The sequence below is a fragment of the Photorhabdus machadonis genome, assembly GCF_052657765.1.
Genome location: NZ_CP199761.1, coordinates 2709931 through 2729847, shown reverse-complemented (window position 1 = coordinate 2729847; position 19917 = coordinate 2709931). Strand labels below are relative to the sequence as shown.

The following is a 19917-nucleotide window of genomic DNA, read 5'->3' as shown; positions in this document are numbered from 1 at the left end:
GCAACCCAAAATGGGAAGTGATCCCGCATACCAATAAATTCATTAAACTTAACGCGATCACCCTTAATTTTCACATTCTGTGTTTGTACCTAATTACAAAGAATTTGTTAACCCATCCTATCATTTCAATCATCAGATAAATCGCTAAAACCAACCTGAGTCCTACTTGCTGTTCACTCAATACGAAGGCTTCATTAAGACTCTTATCATAAAAAATAATAAACAAATACTTATATATAATTAAACAAATTCATAATTTCGACTTACATTAATTAGTATTTTAAATTAATTCATCCTGATTATAATTGACCGACTTGATTAATGCGATTTTAAGGTTATTTTTAATGTTTAATTATCAATAGTAACCAATATAAATCAGATTAGTGTGGTAGTTATTCAGTCAACGCTGATGAACATCCCCATTCATCTTTTCATTAATTTAGTAAATGCAGTGAAGAAAAATTGTAAAAAAACATGACAACATTGAAGTTCTTATTTTTCATCTATAAATATAATCAACTTGGAGTATTATATGTCACATTCCGATTATGATATTGAAAATACCAATAGTAATACACCCTATGCTGAAGGAGAAAATAACAAATCTTTATCTCCAATAGCAGAATCTTCATCCTGGAATCAACGTTATTCTGATCAAGAAGAAAAAGAATATACTGTAGTCAAGGGAAAATATTGGGAATACCCGCGTAATGATAATAAATATTGCAAAAATAATAAATGTAATAAGAATAGCGATGAAACATTTATCTCTCTGTTAAAAGATAATCAAGATAATCAAAATTATCCAACCTGGATCACATCCGATATTAAATCAACGAGCCTATGCATAGTTGAAAATCTATTTTCATATCGTCAATATTCCCCTGAATTCCAAAATTCCTTAAAAGAAAAGGTGAGCATAGTTTTTGAAAAATATTCAGAAATAAAATACTCTGATTTGCTGTATACAATAAATAACATCCTTAACCTTATTTTTATAAAGGATTATAAGAAGACAGATAGCGATACAGCAATAAATACTCTACTGGCAAAGATGGAGATCCTTCATAAACTAGAAAATCTGCATAAAGATGAAACCGCCACAGATAAGGTCAAAATAGATATATGGGACGAATTAGGTATCAATCCCGAAGAGCCCCTACTGAAAATATATCGCGAAGCATTTTCTACAGGCGATATCGACGATGAGGTCTATTCAGATGCACTACTAACGTTTATGTCAGATGGCAATATAGAGTTAAGCGATAAAGAAAAATCAGATTATAATAAACGGATTAAAGATAAAGAAAATCTTTTCAAATCGTATAAACAAGGAATTGAAAAGGTCGCGAAGTTAATTACCTCAACTAATATTAATCCAGGTATACCCATTACTCACACGGAAACAAATCAAAGTATTAATATTGGCGATGAGATATTATTAGCCCAATTAGCCAAAGAAGAGATAGTACTAAAAAACCAAAATCGTACCGAATATAGCCAAGAAGATATTTTTAAGCTGCAAACACTACAAGCAGCCAAATATCACTTATTGGTTTTATCTTCGCTAGGTGCCCTACTTTATCAAATTGCGCCTAAAGTAGGAAAAATGACTAAAGGTCATGGTGATTATCGCGATGTTATTTTTTCCCAAAATCAGGCTGAATTTCTGTTCAAAAAACATAATATTCAATATGATACTGACCATATTCTTACCCAAGAATCAAAACATATTGATATGGAAGGCTGTATTATTTTAACGGCAGCAATCATTTATCGCATGAGAAAAGAGAACGCTAATGTGGAACAAGCATTTAATTACTCCACATTAGAAACAATAAAATCATTTGAAGATGATAAGAGAAAACTTAACCCTTTCAATAAAAAAAATGTAAAGCCGGCAGGATACTCTTCTTTTATCAATTTCAAAAAGAGAGATAAATTTGATTCACAATACAATTTTAATGAGCAATTTAATGTTTACAAAAACCAATACAGTCATTATGAATCCATTTCACTTAGTAAATTAATATTCTCATCTCCAGCGGCGCAATTAACTGTCGAAGAAATTATTAACCCACCAGAAGAAGCTTTTCTCTATTCAGTCGAACACGGTATGGGAAATGTCGCCATGATAAAAATGTATCAAGGTAATTGGTTGGTTGTATCAACGATCCAAGGCGGTGTGAAAGCAAAAAAATATTCTCAGCAGCAAGTTGATAGCAATCCGGCCTTACGTGCCATGTCTAAACCCAATGCATTATTTTTAATTGAAAGAAAAATTGAGATAGGTATGGGAATACTGATGCCAAATATGATGGTCAACACCGGAAAAAGACTTTTCCCGAGGGGTTATGAACGAGCCAAAACCTTGAGTGGCTTCGCAGAAACAAGCAGATATAAACATTCTTACGATACATTTTGGAATGATTATTATGGTATAACCTCAGGCATGAATATAGGAATGAGTTTCATTGGTTCACCTAAATTTAATTTTTATAAAGAAGAGAACTTACTTTCTGTTACCGAAACAATAATACAACAAGGTTTAAACGACATTGCAATAAAAAGTAAACAAGCTTTGGATATTACCTCTGGATGGCATATAGCAGCAACTATTCTTATTCCTTTCTATAACGTTATCTATAAATCAACAACCGATAGTGAATATCAATTAACGGGAGAAGATGTTGGTTCAATTATCTTTGATACCGCAAATGTGCTGTTAGTTGTTGCCACCTTAGGCATGTCACTGACTGAATCAATGGCTGCAAAAGTAACACAAACCACATTACGCCTCAGACAAGCAGGTCTGTCCGGAAGAGCGTTAATTCAAGCAGTCATCAGAACATTACCAGAGCATGGCATAATCACCTTACGTCAATCTTCTAGCATCCTGCTCGGTGGATTAATCGATTTAATCGAACCTTTACCTATCAGATCAACATTGACCTTAACTTACCGGGGAGTCATCAGTGCAGTAGGAGCAATGAGAAATAGCATTAAACTTGAGAAGCGTTTCGCTGATATTTTTGGCAAAAGCGCCAAAGGATTAGGTAAACTTAAAGGTGAATGGAAAATCAGTCACCTTCCACTCGATAGAATAGCATCTCATTCAAATGAAGGAATATATAAAGGGATTTATTCAATACGCCCTGCTAATGTAGAAGCAGCCGTTAAACAGAACTACTATATAAAGGAATCTGGCGCTAACTATCAAGTCAAATGGGATCAAGCAAATCACACCTGGCGTGTCGTCAACCCGACTTACCCCAAACAATTTAGTTACTGGCCTGCGGTTAAATTAGATAAAAATGGGCATTGGATTACTCATGCCGATGTATCTAATAAATTTCTTATCCTAGAGCAAAGTAAAAAAATAGATCAGGAACTTGAAGCAGCATACCGTAATATTAATCACGATAAGATATTGGATGCATGTATTCATATCAATACTGCATTCAAAAATTGTGAAATATATGATATCGATAAACTATCAGATATTACTGAAACATTAATACATCTTTTCGAAAAATCGCTAAAACTTGGAGATAAAACAGCTCTACTCAGCACAGAGATAGTAAATATCCAGCAGGCTTGGATCCGTGAAGTTATCTTACCATTACAAAACAATCCAAGTATTTCGATTGAAAAAATTAATGCTATCAAAACCGAATTTCCTTATTTACTAAAGGAAATATTTTCCTTTGAAAATCAATTACCCAACCAAGAAGAGATAAATAAAATTGCCCTTGCCATTGAGGAAATACCGTTCACATCAATACCAAAATATACTTCAAGCAACATATCAAGAACGGTTCAATATACATCAATAGAGAGTAACTATATCGATATTCCTTCTGTGGGGATCACCATAACAGGTAATGAACTATTTATTAATAAAGTCACTCATGCACTAAACGAGATAGACCAAATACCCTCCGGAAATATCGTTATTCAGGAGCTTGAAAAACAGGGTTTAAATATACAGCCCCCAACGATGAATGCCATTGTCCGTGAAAAAGATGGGCAATTTTATGCCAGAAACAGCGCCGGTAGCAGTATCGCTTTTGATCCAGAGAATCATCTGATTGGTATGGAAGAAAAAATTGCCGAAGAGCCTTGGCGTACCCGTGAACCCGCTATTGCTTTATATCATGAGATGCTACATATCTATTATAATCGTTACCCAACATGGTTTACTTCTATCGATAATAAAATGATTAACAAGAAAGTCAGTGGTGGTTTTTCTTCATTGGAAGAAGCACGCATTGTGGGGACACAATATTACATTAACGATGAAAATACATTATTTGATTTCAGTAATTCTGATTATTTATTAGAGAACAATTCAGCCTTGTTAACAGAAAATAGATTCAGAGCAGAATATGCTATATTTAAAGGCGAAAATGAATATATTATCCGACCTTATTCTGGCAATGGCGATAGTCAAATTCCACTGAAAAATATCAAAATAAACATAAATGAATCACACCGAAATGTCATGGGCGTAGGTGATGGAAAACCTGAAAAAATGCCCGATGAGTCGGTAACTGATTACCGAAACAGAGTGAGAGAATGGAGGAAAGCCAATAAGAAACCAGAAACAGATATTGGAACTGGTGATATTAGAAAAACAAAAGCAGAAGCCAAGATTAAACATTTACAAGAAATTCATCCTCAATTAGAGCCACAGAAAATTGAATTGGGTGGTGCATTCCAATTATGGACGGTACCGAATGAACCCGCCAATAAATTGGTACTAAGCTCACATGGATACTTTTTCTCTGACAGTGCGGGGACACAAGTACCGACCGGTAAGACAATTCAATTTCTCGGACCTCATGGTAAAACGTTGCTGGAAGCACCAGAAGATCCCTTTAACTCCCCTTTTGATGTCACACTGGGTAATAGTGGTTTGAATATACAACCTTATGCAACAATTGAAGCAGGTAATAAAGCAGGTTTGGCGAGTGTAAAAATAGATAATAAGACTTTTACCGTAAATGATATTCAAAATATGACTTCCGATGATATTGAAAATTACCTGCTTGCTACCGGCGTGGAAGCCAATACATCAAACCATGGCAAGGTCAGAAATTACGGTATCAAGTATTATGAAAAAATGCCTGATGAAGAAGTTAAGGCGGCAATATGGAAAAATAGAGCGGACAACACTGCTACCAGTCAATATGATGCACTGGTGGTTAGCCCAGAAGCAGGAAACCGTAAAAAACTATCCGATATTTTTGCCCTGATGAAATCAGACAAGAGAATGGCAAAGTATGACGAAATTACCTTTGTCGCCTGTCGTGAAGAACTTAACAGAATAAACATGAAATCAGTACATGATACCGGCCTTGGTGGCGGTTATGAACCCAAACTGGAACCAACCGTAATTCTTTCACGTCGGCGACGGGAGGCAACATTTACCCCCGATGGCGCAATAATCTATTCAGTTATTGCGGTAAATCTGCATCATAATTTCATAACAGAAAAAATCGTCGGCATCGCCCCTTTCCTGTTTATAGATAATTAAAAGGTCTTTTTGTATTACCTGAAACACTAAATTGAGGCGAGAAATATTTTCTCGCTTCACTGAGGTATTCCCTGAATTTAATAAAATCTAAATTTGAAAAATCAAGAGTGGCAACAAACAACCAAAAACTAGCTGGCTTATCAGAGGGCCTTGGTAAACCAGCCAAATCTACAGTTTTATATCTGTGATTAGATTACAATCCTAAATCAGATAATCCGGGATGATCATCAGGACGGCGACCTAAAGGCCAATGAAATTTTCGTTCAGACTCTTTTATCGGCAGATCATTAATACAAGCATAGCGGTTGTACATCAAGCCATCTTCGTTAAATTCCCAGTTCTCATTACCATATGAACGAAACCAGTTACCTGAATCATCGCACCACTCATAGGCATAACGAACCGCTATTCTATTATCAGTAAAAGCCCAAAGTTCTTTAATAAGCCGGTATTCATGCTCTTTCTCCCATTTTCTGGCTAAGAAATCTTGAGCCTCTTTACGGCCATGCACGAATTCAGCGCGATTACGCCAATGGGTATCCAATGAATAAGCCAATGAAACCTTTACAGGGTCACGGCTGTTCCATCCATCTTCGGCCAAGCGAATTTTTTGCATAGCTGTTTCCCGGGTAAATGGCGGTACTGGCTGGCGAATTTCTTTTGTATCAGACATATTTTATCTCCTAATTAATTATACCTTTCATCTTTCAAGTTGCTGCTTTGTTGGCTGCTTTCACTTACCGCCGCGCTGCGGCTTGAAATCTATTGGGTATATCATTAAATTTTCCATTAACTCACATTGTATTTATTCAATAATGCCTTAGCGATATTCATTGCTTCCAAAGCATAATTTCGGTCATTCATTATATGGGCAGTTGTAATAGCGCCCTCTATCAGAATCAAAAATTTCCGGGCTAAATCCACCGATGAATCCGGCGATATTTCTTCACAAATAGAAAGAACGTAAGTAAAAACTTTCTCCTTATGCTCCTTAGCAATAATTCTTACCGGATCAACAGGATCAAGCCGTTCACCGGATGTATTGATAAATGCACATCCTCTGAAATCATCACTTTCGAACCATGTTTGTAATACCAGAAAAATATTCAGCAATTTCTCTTCTGGCGTCTTATATTCAGCTATTGATGAAGTAAACCACCCCATCCATCGTTCATCCCGTAGACGAAGAACTTCTTCAACCAACCCATCTTTGGTGCCGAAATAACGATAAATTGTCTTACGTGAAGAACCAGTTGTGCGCGTTATCAGATCGATACCTGTCGCCGCAATCCCCCTTGTGTAAATTAATTTATCTACAGCATCCAACATGTTTTCCCTGATGTTTGCCGACTTCTCACCTTCCATGCTTTTCATGGTAGAACGATCATTCTCCACAGTCAACCTCTTAACTAGAAAAATAGAATAAATTTGTTATCTTTATGATTTAAAAGTAATTTTAATAATAATCACATTTATCATAAAGAGACTCATTTTCACAAAAGACCTATCCTAAATAGCCTACAGTGCATTATGATACCAAAATCATAGCGTAAAAGAATTTACGAAACAGATAGGGTATTTTTAGCTATATCTTTAATGATTTTATCAGGCAAATAAGAAAATAATATCAATTTTTCTTTAATAGAATTAAATAAATTATTTTCACACATTAATGATTTTTTATTCTCTATTATCTCATCGGAAAAGAAAAACATTTACACATAATAATCTTAATTATGATTTTTATTATTTATTCATTGCTATATAGGCAGAAAATAGAGAAATTGAAGAATATAATAATAGTGATATGATTGGTCACTGACGTTAAGAAATAATATAAATAAAGGGCGAATATCCGCCCTTCTGTCAGCCACCAGCCAATTTGACTGTCATCCCTTTGGCTTCAAGCAATTGCTTCAATAAATCCCTTTTATCGCCCTGAATTTCTATTTCGCCATCTTTTACTGAACCACCGCAGCCACATTTTTTCTTCAATTCAGCCGCCAACTTGACCAGTGTCTGATCATCCACGTCAATTCCGGTAATAACACACACTCCCTTGCCTTTACGCCCACTGGTTTGGCGCTGGATACGAACAATACCATCCCCTTTCGGACGCTGAGGTTTAGCGGCTTCTTCCTGAATCCGCCCCCCGTCTGTGGAATAGACCAGACGCGAATTATTATCTTGCATGAATAACTCCTGCAATAGATTGGTTAATCTGACGCAATGCTGCCGCCGGATCCACTGCACGGGTAATCGGACGCCCAATAACCATATAATCAACACCAGCCAGTACCGCCTGTTCTGGTGTCATGATACGACGCTGATCACCCGCTTCACTGCCTGCCGGACGAATCCCTGGCGTTACCAGTCGGAAATCCTGACCACAAACGTTTTTCAGTTGCTGAGCCTCATGCGCAGAACAAACCACACCATCCAACCCACACTCCTGTGTGAGTTTTGCCAGCCTTTCAGCCTGTTGCGCTAGCGTAATATCAATACCGATACCTTGCAGATCCGATTGTTCCATGCTGGTTAATACCGTGACGGCAATTAACAACGGCGCAGTATGACCATAAGGCAGCAGCGCTTCTTTCGCCGCCGCCATCATTCTGGTGCCACCACTGGCATGGACGTTTACCATCCAAACCCCCATCTCAGCCGCAGCAGCGACTGCTCTGGCTGTAGTATTGGGAATATCATGGAACTTCAAATCCAAGAATACTTCAAAACCACGCTGGTGCAACGACTTAACAAACTGAGGACCATTAAGGGTAAACATCTCTTTACCCACTTTCAGGCGGCAATCCAGTGGATCAATTTTGTCAGCAAAAGCCAAGGCAGCATCCTGATTGTCGTAATCTAAAGCAACAATTACAGGCGAGCTAATCTGTTTACCGAATGATGTTAAGGTATGCGATGTCATTTTTTAACCTTTTTGACCAACAAAGAAATATTACTGTGATATTGTCACTGACCATCCAACCCACGGATGGGTTTAATCGAATCCCATGAACGGCATGATGGGCAGTGCCAATACAGTGAATGAGAAGTAAAGCCGCATTTATGGCAGCGATAATTAGGTTTAGTTCGAATTTGTTCACCCACCATGTTCCGCAGCAAAATAATACTTTCTTTCGCCCGGCCTTCTTCCGCTTCTGCCAAATGGTAATCCATCAGGCGATAAAACAGGCGCATCGTCGGATGACGTTCTAATTGATGATTGATATAAATTTGCGCGACTTCATGGCCCTCTTTCTGCTCGATAATATCAGCCAGTAAAAGTTCGGCAGCTGCTCCGCTATCCTCTTCAATACAACGTTTGAGGAAATGTTCCCATTCATCCATCTGATTCAAACGCTGGTAACATTCCTGGAGAATAGGTAATACCTCACTGACCAACTCTTTATCCTGCTCAAGAACAGATTTTAAAGAACCCGCCGCTTTAGTGTATTCCTGTTGGACCATAAACAGACGTCCCAACATGATAGAAACCCTGGCGCAATTTTTATCTGCCTGGACAGCTTTATTGAGATAGCCAATAGCTTCATCAAGATCATCACCGCTCATTTCCTGCAAAGCCAGTTCGCAATAAAAATGCGCAATTTTTTCCCGTATATCATGTTTACCGGATTTAACTAATTTTTCAGCGATATCAATGGCTTTTTTCCAATCACTGGTTGCCTGGTAAAGCGTAAGCAGTGATTGAAACGCATTTTGCCGAAAATCTTTTTCATTCACCAACTGAACAAACATATTTTCGGCGCGATCGTATAAACCTGCCGACATGTAATCGCGGCCTAATTGTTGAATCGCCAGCAAACGCTGCTCAAATGTCAGAGAAGCGCTTTCCATGAGAGATTGGTGAATACGGATAGCCCGTTCCACTTCTCCCCTGGAACGGAACAAATTCCCCAAAGTCAGATGCGCTTCAAAAGCGGAACTGTCCTCTTTAAGCATCTCAAGAAACAGATCTACCGCTTTATCTTGCTGGTTAGAAAGGAGAAAGTTAACCCCGGCAACATATTCCCGCGACAAGCGATCAGCATTTTGTTGTTTATCCTGTTGAGCACTTCTGCGCCCCATATACCAGCCATAAGCAGCGGCCACAGGAAGCAACAGAAACAACAGCTCTAACATGGGGATTTATTCCTTGCTAAATACGGGCGGTGAATGAGTAACCGGAGGTTCAGCCGGTTGCTCCAGTTGTGCTTCGAGTCGCTTAATCTTGCGTTCAGCTCTTCCCAATGACAAACGTGTACGAAGATAGAATAATCCACAGATAACCCAGCCTAACACGAAACCGCTGGCGAACAATACAGCCAAAAGCGTAGATACGGAATAATTCCCTTTAGCAATCAGATAGTTAAAAGTAACAATCTGATCGTTATTTGATCCAAGAGTCACAGAGATGACAAAGATCACCAATACCAGTAATAAAATCAGAAAATATTTCACATTTTTTCCTGTTATCTATTGTTGCTTGGGTATTATGCCAAATAACAGACATAACGGCCCATTAAATTAGCATTTCCAGTCTGGGCAAAGGAAGCAATTTATCATGATAAATGCTTCTTTCAGCTTTTTTGCGATATCTTCCCACTAACTAAGTGTAAATAAGAAGCAATTACCTATCTAAATCCTTTTGGAAATTAATCAACCGCCATTTTTCTGTGAGACAACAAATATCCATCGCCAACACCGCACTAATTAACGTCGATACGATAAGATCCTGTGGCCAGTGCATACCTAATGCCATTCTGCTGATCAAAACACTCGCCGCCCATGCCATCACTATTATGGATAAAATATAGCGACAACGCGACCATAATACCCCCAAATACCCCCACTAAAAGCAGTGTCCAACTTGCAGCAAATAGGGTATGCCGGGAAGGAAAGGCATACCCCGTTTCCCGTTTCCCGTGAGTAAGTTGCCATAGTGGAATACGAAACAACAGTAACAACCCAAAAATAAAAAACAGAGAAGTCAGATAAGCCCACCGCTCACCAGAAGTATTCGTCATCCAATACAGTATTTCAAGCCACTGGCACTCTCCCATAGGCTACCATTGCCACCCTGCTATCAACACTGCACCAGGTGGCAGCAATAAAATCATGGGTGCTATAACTATAGGTCTGATAAATTGATTCATATCCGATACCAAATTATTTTTATATACATTTTAAAAATCCGTCTATAACTTGACATGTTGATGTTACACCTATTACTTATATACGATTATTTGAAGATTTTTCACAGATAATTGGCGATAAATATGGCAGAATATATGCGTGTTATAATCAGAGAAAATTTCTTGTGCAGTTTCAGCTGATTTCCCAGACCGGTATCATTTTTTAAATCCATTCTCGTAACGAGTCTGAATCAACATATGAACAATAAGATGCAATTAAAACAGATAGCTGAGGCTAAATTACCTACCCCATGGGGCGACTTTTTAATCATCGGCTTTGAAGAAATCGCCACAGGTCAAGATCATGTCGCATTGGTATACGGCACTATTTCTGATAATGAACCTATTCTCTCCAGGATCCATTCAGAATGTCTGACAGGTGATGCCCTGTTCAGCCTGCGTTGTGACTGCGGCTTTCAACTTGAAGCAGCTCTGGCTCAAATTGCTAAGGAAGGACGGGGGATATTACTTTACCATCGGCAAGAAGGCCGTAATATTGGCCTACTAAACAAAATTCGCGCTTATGCATTACAGGATAAGGGCGCAGATACGGTAGAAGCTAATCATCAGTTAGGTTTTGCCGCCGATGAACGTGATTTCACCTTATGTGCAGACATGTATAAATTGCTGGGTGTTCATGCTATTCGTCTGCTGACAAACAATCCTAAAAAAGTGGAAATTATGACCGAAGCAGGTATTAACATTGTGGAGCGGGTCCCGTTAATTACTGGCCGCAATGCTAAAAATGCTTATTATCTGGATACCAAAGCCAGAAAAATGGGACATTTTTTACCCGAGAAGCCTTAATTTCCACACATCTTAGCAAGCAAAGATGGCGCTAATGGGGGCGCCATCTTTATGCGATGTAAAAATTATTTCAACATATGGCGGATGACATAATGCAAAATACCGCCGTGGTGAAAGTAATCCAGTTCAGTTCCGGTATCAATACGACACCGAGCCTCAACGACCACCTTACGCCCATCAGCATAAGTCATTTTTACCGGTACGGTCTGACCAGGCTTGAGGTTATTCATCCCAACGATATCAATCATCTCATCACCTTTCAGATTTAGCGTTTTACGGTTTACGCCCTGAGGGAATTCCAGTGGTAATACACCCATACCAATCAGGTTAGAACGGTGAATACGTTCAAATGATTCCGCAATCACCACCCGAACCCCCAATAACCGGGTTCCTTTCGCTGCCCAATCGCGGCTCGAACCAGAACCATATTCTTTACCGGCAATAACAGCCAATGGTGTTTTTTCTTCCTGATAACGCATGGCCGCATCATAAATCGCTAATTGCGTCTGTGATGGAATATGGCGGGTATATCCCCCTTCTACACCCGCAATCATCTCATTACGAATACGAATATTGGCGAACGTTCCGCGCATCATCACTTCATGGTTACCACGCCTTGAGCCATAAGAGTTAAAATCCTTAGGATCAACGCCATGTTCCTGAAGATAACGCCCTGCCGGACTGTCAGCTTTGATATTCCCTGCGGGGGAAATATGGTCTGTGGTGACAGAATCACCCAGAATAACCAGTATATTCGCGCCATGAATATCCGTTATCGCTTCTGGCTCTGCGGTCATCTCACTAAAGAATGGCGGGTGGCGAATGTAAGTAGAATCAGGCTGGAAGTCATAAGTTGCAGAACTAATGATTTCCAGCGACTGCCATGTCTCATCACCATCAAATACTTCGGCGTACTCTTCGTGGAACATGCCAACCTTAACTTTATCAACCGCTTCAGCAATTTCTTTGCTGTCTGGCCATATGTCTTTCAAATAAACGTCATTGCCTTGCTGATCCTGACCAATAGGATCGTTAGTCAGATCCTTTTTCATGCTGCCGGATAAGGCATATGCCACAACTAATGGTGGTGATGCCAGCCAGTTAGTCTTTATCAGAGGATGGATCCGACCTTCAAAGTTCCGGTTGCCAGACAGGACCGCACCGACGGTAAGATCGGCTTGCTTAATCGCAGTTTCAATAGATTCAGGCAATGGCCCGGAGTTACCAATGCAAGTTGTGCAGCCGTACCCCACCAGATTGAAGCCAAGTTTCTCCAGATATGGCGTAAAGCCAGCAATCTCAAGATAATCCGTCACAACTTTCGAGCCGGGTGCCAGTGAGGTTTTTACCCATGGCTGGCGTTTAAGCCCTTTCTCAACCGCTTTTTTCGCCAGTAAACCCGCGGCCATCATCACACTGGGGTTAGATGTGTTGGTACAGGAAGTCATCGCAGCAATGACAACAGCACCCTCTTCTAACTCATAGGTCTGGTTATCCAGATTAACAGGGGCTGAGGCGATTTTTCCTTGCGCTTTATTCATCTCCAAATCAATGGCTGACTGAAATGCCTGTGGTACCCGCGCTAAGGCAACCCTGTCTTGTGGACGTTTCGGCCCGGCGATACTGGCTTCCACCGTAGACATATCCAGTTCCAGACCGTTGGTAAATACTGGCTCATCACCCGGATTTCGCCATAACCCCTGGATCTTACAATATGTTTCAACCAGAGCAATCTGCTGTTCTGTGCGCCCTGTTAACCGCATATAACTCAGCGTAATATCATCTACTGGGAAGAAACCACACGTTGCACCATATTCCGGTGACATATTGGCAATGGTTGCCCTGTCTGCCAACGGCAAGTCAGCTAACCCATCACCATAGAATTCAACAAATTTCCCAACCACACCCTGTTTACGCAGCATCTGTGTCACTGTCAGCACAAGATCTGTCGCAGTAATACCTTCGCGTAACTTTCCGGTGAGTTTAAAACCCACCACATCAGGGATAAGCATGGAAACAGGTTGCCCTAACATAGCCGCTTCCGCTTCAATACCACCAACCCCCCATCCCAGAATACCGAGGCCATTGATCATAGTGGTGTGAGAATCAGTACCAACCAAGGTATCAGGATAAGCCAATTCCCGCCCGTTATGCGTTTCATGCCAAACCGTTTTACCCAGGTATTCCAAGTTAACCTGATGGCAAATCCCTGTTCCCGGCGGTACGACACGAAAACGGTTAAATGCTTGTTGTCCCCAACGCAGAAATAGGTAACGTTCATAGTTACGTTCCATTTCTAATTGCACATTTTGTTCAAAGGCATTTTCCGTGCCAAATTTATCCACCATAACGGAATGGTCAATAACCAAATCAACAGGTGACAATGGATTAACCTGTTCAACATCGCCGCCAAGGCGCTGAACGGCGTCCCTCATAGCCGCTAAATCAACGACGGCAGGCACACCGGTGAAATCCTGCATCAATACACGTGCTGGCCGGTAAGCAATTTCCCGATCTGCATGACCGGTATTTTGCCAATCAACAATCGCCTTTAAATCGTCATCAACAACAGAGTTGCCATCAATATTGCGCAGAAGATTTTCCAGAAGAACTTTCATTGATTTAGGCAAGCGGGAAATATCACCTAAATGTTTAGCAACCCGTGGTAAACTGTAATAATCATACTCTTTACTTGCAGCGGAAAGTGTTGAAACACAAACCTTTTTCAAATCAAACGACATAACTCCTCCTTCTTATTATGTTGGCATCACTCAGAGCCATCTTATGATAATGGCACAAGTTAAACATAACATATAAGCAAATAATTGTTTTTTATTACCACACAATTTGTCAATTCAGATTGTCCATCAGAATTTCTGTAATAAATTTTGATGATTTAGTCAGGTAAACAATTGAATGACAATCAGCTAGAATTAGTTCGCCAACAATTAAATTGGACTCTAATTATTAATTAAAAGAATAAGGACAAAATTATGGATATAAGAAACTCAATGATAAATCACCAGGAACATATCGAGAAAATCAATGAAGCCAATAAGTTCTTCCACATTGATGGAACTTATTTTAATATAGAAAACACAAACATATACAAAGAAAAAGATGGTTTAGTTCAATTCATTATAGCAACACAATTATCTGATCAAAAAGATGTTCAGGAAAAAACGAATAGTTTAAGTCAAACATTAATTGCACTTTCCTCCATCGCAACTAATTATGTCAATAAATATGCAGAAAAGCATGGAGAGAAATATAAGACAGATATGGCATTCTGGACTCAAGTTGTCAACAAACTCCCTTTAATGGGTACCAGTAAAGTCGAATCAAAAAACTACACAGACTCATTGACGGGTCTAAGCATCTCAAAAAGTTTTCTTCATTTTATCATGAATGTTGTTGTATTCGAAAATACAGATATGTTGGCAAACTTCGCTGACTTTCTTACCAAACAAGGAGAAACGATTCGTTTAGGCATTCGGAAAAATAAAGGTTTTTATTCTACTCTGACACTGACAATTGCCATAGATACCTTGGTTGTCGGAGAAAAGACGGTATATATTCCTAAACTGAAACTCTATCGAATTAATTTCGATAGTAATAATTCAAACTTTTTATCAAGTTGTGCTTCTAATGAGAATATTAATATTGATTTTGAATACTCATCCTTGGTCTCGATCTTAGACTACGAAGGGCTCGAACATTCTGATATTAAGACCAGTTTTGATAATTTCATTAATAAACACAGAAAAATATCAATAGAAGATTCCGATGATTTTTTCAGTGGTGAGTTTGATCCAACCTGATAAGTAAAATCCGGGAGATAATGGAAGCCATTATCTCCCTTATTATTTTATTATATGATTGGCAATTTGATATCTTTGAACATGATTTCGATATCTTCATTTGAGCGCAAAGCAACAGCCTGATCAATAACATCACGCGTCAGGTGAGGTGCAAAACGCCACATAAAATCATACATATAGCTGCGCAAGAAACTGCTGCGACGAAAACCTATCTTAGTTGTGCTGTAGCTGAATTTATCTCGCATATCAATGCAAATAAGGTCTTTATCCTGCACCGGATCAATCGCCATGCTGGCAATAACCCCAACCCCTAAACCCAACCGGACATAAGTTTTAATGACATCAGCATCAGTGGCAGTGAAAACAATTTTAGGTTTTAAGCCCACTTTATCGAATGCCACATCTAATTCAGAACGACCAGTAAAACCAAAGGTATAAGTGACCAGTTGATATTCAGCTAATTCTTCAATTGAAACATTCTCTTTACCCGCCAGCGGATGATCCTGTGTCACCACTAACGTTCTGTTCCAATGGTAGCAAGGCAACATGATCAAATCGTCGTATAAATGCAGTGCTTCAGTGGCAATAGCAAAATCAGCGTTACCTTTACTCACCGCTTCCGCAATTTGCGTTGGCGACCCCTGATGCATATGCAAAGAGACCTGCGGATAACGTTCAATAAATCCTTTAATCACAGGAGGTAATGCATAACGGGCCTGTGTATGAGTAGTAGCGATATATAGCGAACCACGATTCGGATAAGTATGTTCACTGGCAACTGACCGTATTGCATCAATTTTAGACAATACTTCACGAGAAATTCGGACAACCTCTTCACCTGCGGGAGTAACATGCGTCAGGTGTTTACCGCTGCGGGAAAAAATCTGAATACCTAATTCATCTTCAAGCATCCTGACTTGTTTACTGATCCCTGGCTGAGATGTATACAATCCTTCCGCCGTAGATGAAACATTAAGGTTGTGGTTTACCACCTCTACGATATAACGAAGTTGTTGCAATTTCATATAAGCACCATCCCCAAATAAACGCTGTGAACAATTATGACTTAAAATATGGCCTGATATTGCTGTTTGCTATTTATTATAACTAATAGAAATAATAATGTTTTCTCATATAACCACTATAACACGATTATATATTTATATAACAAATAATTGAAAAATCATCACGAAGGTTATAGCGGCATTTTAATTCATATATTTTAAAATTCTGTTGATAGATGAAAAAAGCCAACCTATAAGGTTGGCTTAATAGAAAAAAATGACTTCTTTTTTGAGAAAAAGAGAGTGTTACTTCTCTTAAAAATGATTACTGTTTATCTTTTTCAACCCATTTCCCATCAACATAAAACACACTCCACCCTGTTGCCTTGCCATTTTTCTCTGAAGCAGCATATTGCTGTTTAGTTTTACGACTAAAACGGATAACCGTTTTATTACCTTCAGCATCAGCCACAGGCGCGTCAGCCAGATAGCGTAGTTTTTCCGGCAGGCGGTCTTTAAAGCGGGCCAGCTCTTCTACCAATGGTGCTCTGGTTTCCCTTGATTTAGGAAAAGTATTCGCAGCTAAAAAGACGCCAGCGGCACCATCACGCAATACAAAATACGCATCAGACTTTTCACAAGGAAGCTCAGGTAACGGAACCGGATCTTCTTTTGGTGGCGCAACTTCTCCACTCCGCAGGATCTTACGAGTATTTTTACAAGCTTCATTGGTACAGCCCATGTATTTACCAAAACGCCCCATTTTCAGGTGCATTTCAGCGCCACATTTATCACACTCGATAACAGGGCCATCATATCCCTTAATGCGAAACTCGCCCTCTTCCACTTCGTAGCCATCACAAGCCGGATTATTACCACAAACATGTAATTTACGCTGGTTATCGATAAGATAACTGTCCATCGCTGTACCGCATTTTCTACAACGACGACGAGCACGTAATGCGTTTGTTTCCGCATCATCCCCTTCTAAAATGTTGAGAATTTCATTTTCAGGGATAAGATTAATCGTCTGCTTGCAACGCTCTTTAGGTGATAACGCATAACCGGAACAACCCAAGAAAACGCCCGTGGTTGCCGTGCGGATACCCATAGGGCGATTGCATGTCGGACAATCAATGGAGGTAATCACCATCGGGTTGGGCCGCATCCCACCATCTTCCGGGTCTTTATTGGCGACATCAAGCTGTTCACTAAAATCAGTGAAAAACTCATCTAGAACCCCTTTCCATTCAGCTTTATTATTTGCGACCTGATCGAGCTGATCTTCCATTCGCGCAGTAAAATCATAACTCATCAGCTCGTTGAAATTCTCTTCTAGCCGATCAGTTACAATCTCCCCCATTTTCTCTGAATAGAAACGACGGCTTTCCACTCGAACATAACCACGATCCTGAATCGTGGAAATAATGGAAGCATAGGTAGATGGCCGACCAATACTGCGTTTTTCCAGTTCCTTAACCAAAGATGCCTCACTGTAACGTGCTGGCGATTTGGTAAAATGCTGACTTGGGAGCAGTTGTTGCAAGTCAAGTTCAGTGCCAATGTCAACAACAGGCAAAGTGTGATCTTCATCACCCTTACGCAATGCAGGCATCACTTTTGTCCAACCATCAAAACGCAATGTACGGCCTTTGGCACGCAACTCAAAATCACCCGCCTGTACTGTCAGGGTTGTGGAATCGTATTGTGCCGGTGTCATTTGGCAAGCAACAAACTGACGCCAGATAAGCTGATACAGTTTTTGCGCATCCGCATCCATGTCTTTCAGCTGTTCTGCCATGACATCAACGCTGGAAGGACGAATCGCTTCGTGCGCTTCCTGTGAATTCTCTTTACTGCTGTAAGTATTCGCTGTTTTCGGCAGGTATTTATCACCAAAATTATCACCGATATAACCACGAACCATATCCAGCGCATCCTGACTCAGGTTGGTTGAGTCAGTACGCATATAGGTAATATACCCTGCCTCATACAAACGCTGAGCCATCATCATGGTCTTTTTAACACCAAAACTTAAACGCGTGCTAGCGGCCTGCTGCAATGTGGAGGTGATAAACGGCGCACCCGGTTTGCTGGATGTTGGGCGATCTTCACGATCAATAACTTTGTAACGAGCTTTTTCCAGTAACGATACGGCGGCCTGAGTTTGATCACTATTAACCGGCTTAAACGGTTTACCCTGCTTATGAGTCACTTCCATATGCAGTGAAATTTCACCTTTCGCCAGTAAATCAGCGTGTAACTGCCAATATTCCACCGGCACAAACGCTTTAATCTCGCGCTCTCTTTCTACAACAAGGCGTACCGCTACAGATTGCACACGACCGGCAGAGAGCCCTCTGGCAACCTTTTTCCACAATAACGGAGAAACCATATACCCCACAACCCGATCCATAAAACGACGGGCTTGTTGAGCGTTTATCCGGTCAATATTCAATTCACCCGGATTATCAAAGGCCTGTTTGATGGCGTTTTTAGTAATCTCATTAAAAACAACCCGGCTAAAACGATCGCTATCACCACCAATCACCTCCCGCAAGTGCCATGCAATGGCTTCTCCTTCACGGTCAAGATCCGTTGCGAGATAAACATGATCTGCTTTTTCAGCCAGTGATTTCAGCTCTGCCACGACCTTCTCTTTGCCTGGCAAAACCTGATAATCAGCTTCCCAACCGCAGTATGGGTCAACCCCCATACGGCTGACTAATGCGGCTTTCTCATCTTTTTTGACCTTCTTCTTAGACTTATCGGTAGATGAGCTCGAACTCTTTTTGCTGGCTGAACCGCTGGTCGGCAAATCACGGATATGACCCACGCTGGATTTCACCACGTAGTCACTCCCCAAATATTTATTGATTGTTTTGGCCTTTGCCGGGGACTCCACTATTACAAGAGCTTTACCCATAGTTATCTTTACCTAATTATCTTTTCAGATGGCGGAATTCACAGTGTCCATATCACGGTGTCTACAAGCTAAAATCCCCCTTGGTATGACAGACCGCTGACAGCCCTATGGGCCGTTGGCTATCCATCTTCCCCCTAATCCTAAAAGTTCGCTTCACTCTCAATAAGAATTTAGGCGGGAGAATTCCGCAATTTTGTTAAAACCTCTTTTTATATTGCGATAGATTCTCAATATATCAACTTATTTTTATTCAGATGATCTGTCCGAACACGAAACCTGTTGAATTATTTAAGGTATTTTAGATACCGCCCATGAGCTATGCAAATGAATGAAGCGAATCGTAAACAAAATCTTCCATCTACATGACGAAAAGTTCACACTTTACCTGATAAAAAATGATGCGCAACAAATTATTTTTGATAAGGTCTGAGAAACGCAAAAGGGAGCGGCACCGATTAAACGTAAACAATTATTGGAAAAAGCCAACCGTATTACCCGCCAACATAAGGATTTTATTCAGGGCATACACGTAGACGATGTAGCCCAAAAAGGGGATGTATTGGTATTCCGAGGTGAATATTATCTCGAAAATGAGTAACAAAAATTTATAGGGCAACGAATAGGC

General features: G+C 40.0%; 15 protein-coding genes. 4 read left to right on the top strand and 11 right to left on the bottom strand.

From position 1 onward, the window contains the following. The first annotated feature begins 532 nt into the window (after positions 1-532). Positions 533-5539 (top strand): putative adhesin, encoded by a 5007-nt coding sequence (locus tag ACUN2T_RS12970; protein WP_445493438.1) that lies wholly within the window; start codon positions 533-535, stop codon positions 5537-5539. 193 nt (positions 5540-5732) lie between these two features. Here the strand turns inward: ACUN2T_RS12970 and ACUN2T_RS12965 are convergent, their stop codons facing one another. The 8 genes from ACUN2T_RS12965 to ACUN2T_RS12930 form a co-directional block, all read right to left on the bottom strand. Further along, positions 5733-6212: a nuclear transport factor 2 family protein gene (locus tag ACUN2T_RS12965; protein WP_445493437.1), complete on the bottom strand. Its 480-nt coding sequence runs from the start codon at positions 6210-6212 to the stop codon at positions 5733-5735. Between the two features lie 116 nt (positions 6213-6328). After that, a complete protein-coding gene (locus tag ACUN2T_RS12960) occupies positions 6329-6934 on the bottom strand; it encodes a TetR/AcrR family transcriptional regulator (RefSeq protein WP_445493436.1) in 606 nt (201 codons plus the stop codon). Between the two features lie 471 nt (positions 6935-7405). Further along, positions 7406-7732, bottom strand: a complete 327-nt coding sequence (yciH, locus tag ACUN2T_RS12955; protein ID WP_166286134.1) for a stress response translation initiation inhibitor YciH — start codon at positions 7730-7732, stop codon at positions 7406-7408. Further along, on the bottom strand, positions 7722-8468 hold the full coding sequence (pyrF, locus tag ACUN2T_RS12950) for an orotidine-5'-phosphate decarboxylase (protein WP_445493435.1): 747 nt from the start codon (positions 8466-8468) through the stop codon (positions 7722-7724). Before pyrF ends, yciH begins: the two co-directional genes overlap by 11 nt. Before the next feature lie 44 nt (positions 8469-8512). Continuing rightward, positions 8513-9682 (bottom strand): lipopolysaccharide assembly protein LapB, encoded by a 1170-nt coding sequence (gene lapB, locus ACUN2T_RS12945; protein ID WP_445493434.1) that lies wholly within the window; start codon positions 9680-9682, stop codon positions 8513-8515. A gap of 6 nt (positions 9683-9688) precedes the next feature. Next, entirely contained in the window at positions 9689-10000 is a 312-nt protein-coding gene (locus ACUN2T_RS12940; protein WP_166286128.1) for a lipopolysaccharide assembly protein LapA domain-containing protein, read from the bottom strand. Between the two features lie 169 nt (positions 10001-10169). Then, positions 10170-10301 (bottom strand): hypothetical protein, encoded by a 132-nt coding sequence (locus ACUN2T_RS12935; RefSeq protein ID WP_445497873.1) that lies wholly within the window; start codon positions 10299-10301, stop codon positions 10170-10172. Next, on the bottom strand, positions 10249-10566 hold the full coding sequence (locus ACUN2T_RS12930) for a hypothetical protein (RefSeq protein ID WP_445497989.1): 318 nt from the start codon (positions 10564-10566) through the stop codon (positions 10249-10251). The genes ACUN2T_RS12935 and ACUN2T_RS12930 overlap by 53 nt, the downstream gene beginning before the upstream one ends. Positions 10567-10944: 378 nt before the next feature. On the opposite strand from ACUN2T_RS12930, the gene ribA reads away from it, so the two are divergent. Next, a complete protein-coding gene (ribA, locus tag ACUN2T_RS12925) occupies positions 10945-11541 on the top strand; it encodes a GTP cyclohydrolase II (RefSeq protein ID WP_445497872.1) in 597 nt (198 codons plus the stop codon). A 65-nt stretch (positions 11542-11606) separates the two neighbouring features. Here ribA and acnA read toward each other — a convergent pair whose 3' ends face one another. Beyond that, complete coding sequence (gene acnA, locus ACUN2T_RS12920) at positions 11607-14282, bottom strand: aconitate hydratase AcnA (RefSeq protein ID WP_445493433.1); 2676 nt, start codon at positions 14280-14282, stop codon at positions 11607-11609. 252 nt (positions 14283-14534) lie between these two features. Here acnA and ACUN2T_RS12915 point away from each other — a divergent pair, with 252 nt between their 5' ends. Then, positions 14535-15362: a hypothetical protein gene (locus ACUN2T_RS12915; protein WP_445493432.1), complete on the top strand. Its 828-nt coding sequence runs from the start codon at positions 14535-14537 to the stop codon at positions 15360-15362. Between the two features lie 50 nt (positions 15363-15412). On the opposite strand, the gene cysB is transcribed toward ACUN2T_RS12915, so the two are convergent. Next, on the bottom strand, positions 15413-16387 hold the full coding sequence (cysB, locus tag ACUN2T_RS12910; RefSeq protein WP_445493431.1) for an HTH-type transcriptional regulator CysB: 975 nt from the start codon (positions 16385-16387) through the stop codon (positions 15413-15415). Between the two features lie 304 nt (positions 16388-16691). Then, positions 16692-19292, bottom strand: a complete 2601-nt coding sequence (topA, locus tag ACUN2T_RS12905; protein ID WP_445493430.1) for a type I DNA topoisomerase — start codon at positions 19290-19292, stop codon at positions 16692-16694. A gap of 472 nt (positions 19293-19764) precedes the next feature. Here topA and ACUN2T_RS12900 point away from each other — a divergent pair, with 472 nt between their 5' ends. Next, on the top strand, positions 19765-19890 hold the full coding sequence (locus tag ACUN2T_RS12900) for a DUF2498 family protein (protein WP_445493429.1): 126 nt from the start codon (positions 19765-19767) through the stop codon (positions 19888-19890). Positions 19891-19917 lie beyond the last annotated feature (27 nt).

Excerpts from the sequence above, each read along its gene's own strand:
- ACUN2T_RS12970 (WP_445493438.1), top strand. The coding sequence starts at position 533 with ATGTCACATTCCGATTATGATATTGAAAATACCAATAGTAATACACCC.
- ACUN2T_RS12965 (WP_445493437.1), bottom strand. The coding sequence starts at position 6,212 with ATGTCTGATACAAAAGAAATTCGCCAGCCAGTACCGCCATTTACCCGG.
- yciH (WP_166286134.1), bottom strand. The coding sequence starts at position 7,732 with ATGCAAGATAATAATTCGCGTCTGGTCTATTCCACAGACGGGGGGCGG.
- pyrF (WP_445493435.1), bottom strand. The coding sequence starts at position 8,468 with ATGACATCGCATACCTTAACATCATTCGGTAAACAGATTAGCTCGCCT.
- lapB (WP_445493434.1), bottom strand. The coding sequence starts at position 9,682 with ATGTTAGAGCTGTTGTTTCTGTTGCTTCCTGTGGCCGCTGCTTATGGC.
- ACUN2T_RS12935 (WP_445497873.1), bottom strand. The coding sequence starts at position 10,301 with ATGGCATTAGGTATGCACTGGCCACAGGATCTTATCGTATCGACGTTA.
- ACUN2T_RS12930 (WP_445497989.1), bottom strand. The coding sequence starts at position 10,566 with ATGACGAATACTTCTGGTGAGCGGTGGGCTTATCTGACTTCTCTGTTT.
- ribA (WP_445497872.1), top strand. The coding sequence starts at position 10,945 with ATGCAATTAAAACAGATAGCTGAGGCTAAATTACCTACCCCATGGGGC.
- acnA (WP_445493433.1), bottom strand. The coding sequence starts at position 14,282 with ATGTCGTTTGATTTGAAAAAGGTTTGTGTTTCAACACTTTCCGCTGCA.
- ACUN2T_RS12915 (WP_445493432.1), top strand. The coding sequence starts at position 14,535 with ATGGATATAAGAAACTCAATGATAAATCACCAGGAACATATCGAGAAA.
- cysB (WP_445493431.1), bottom strand. The coding sequence starts at position 16,387 with ATGAAATTGCAACAACTTCGTTATATCGTAGAGGTGGTAAACCACAAC.
- topA (WP_445493430.1), bottom strand. The coding sequence starts at position 19,292 with ATGGGTAAAGCTCTTGTAATAGTGGAGTCCCCGGCAAAGGCCAAAACA.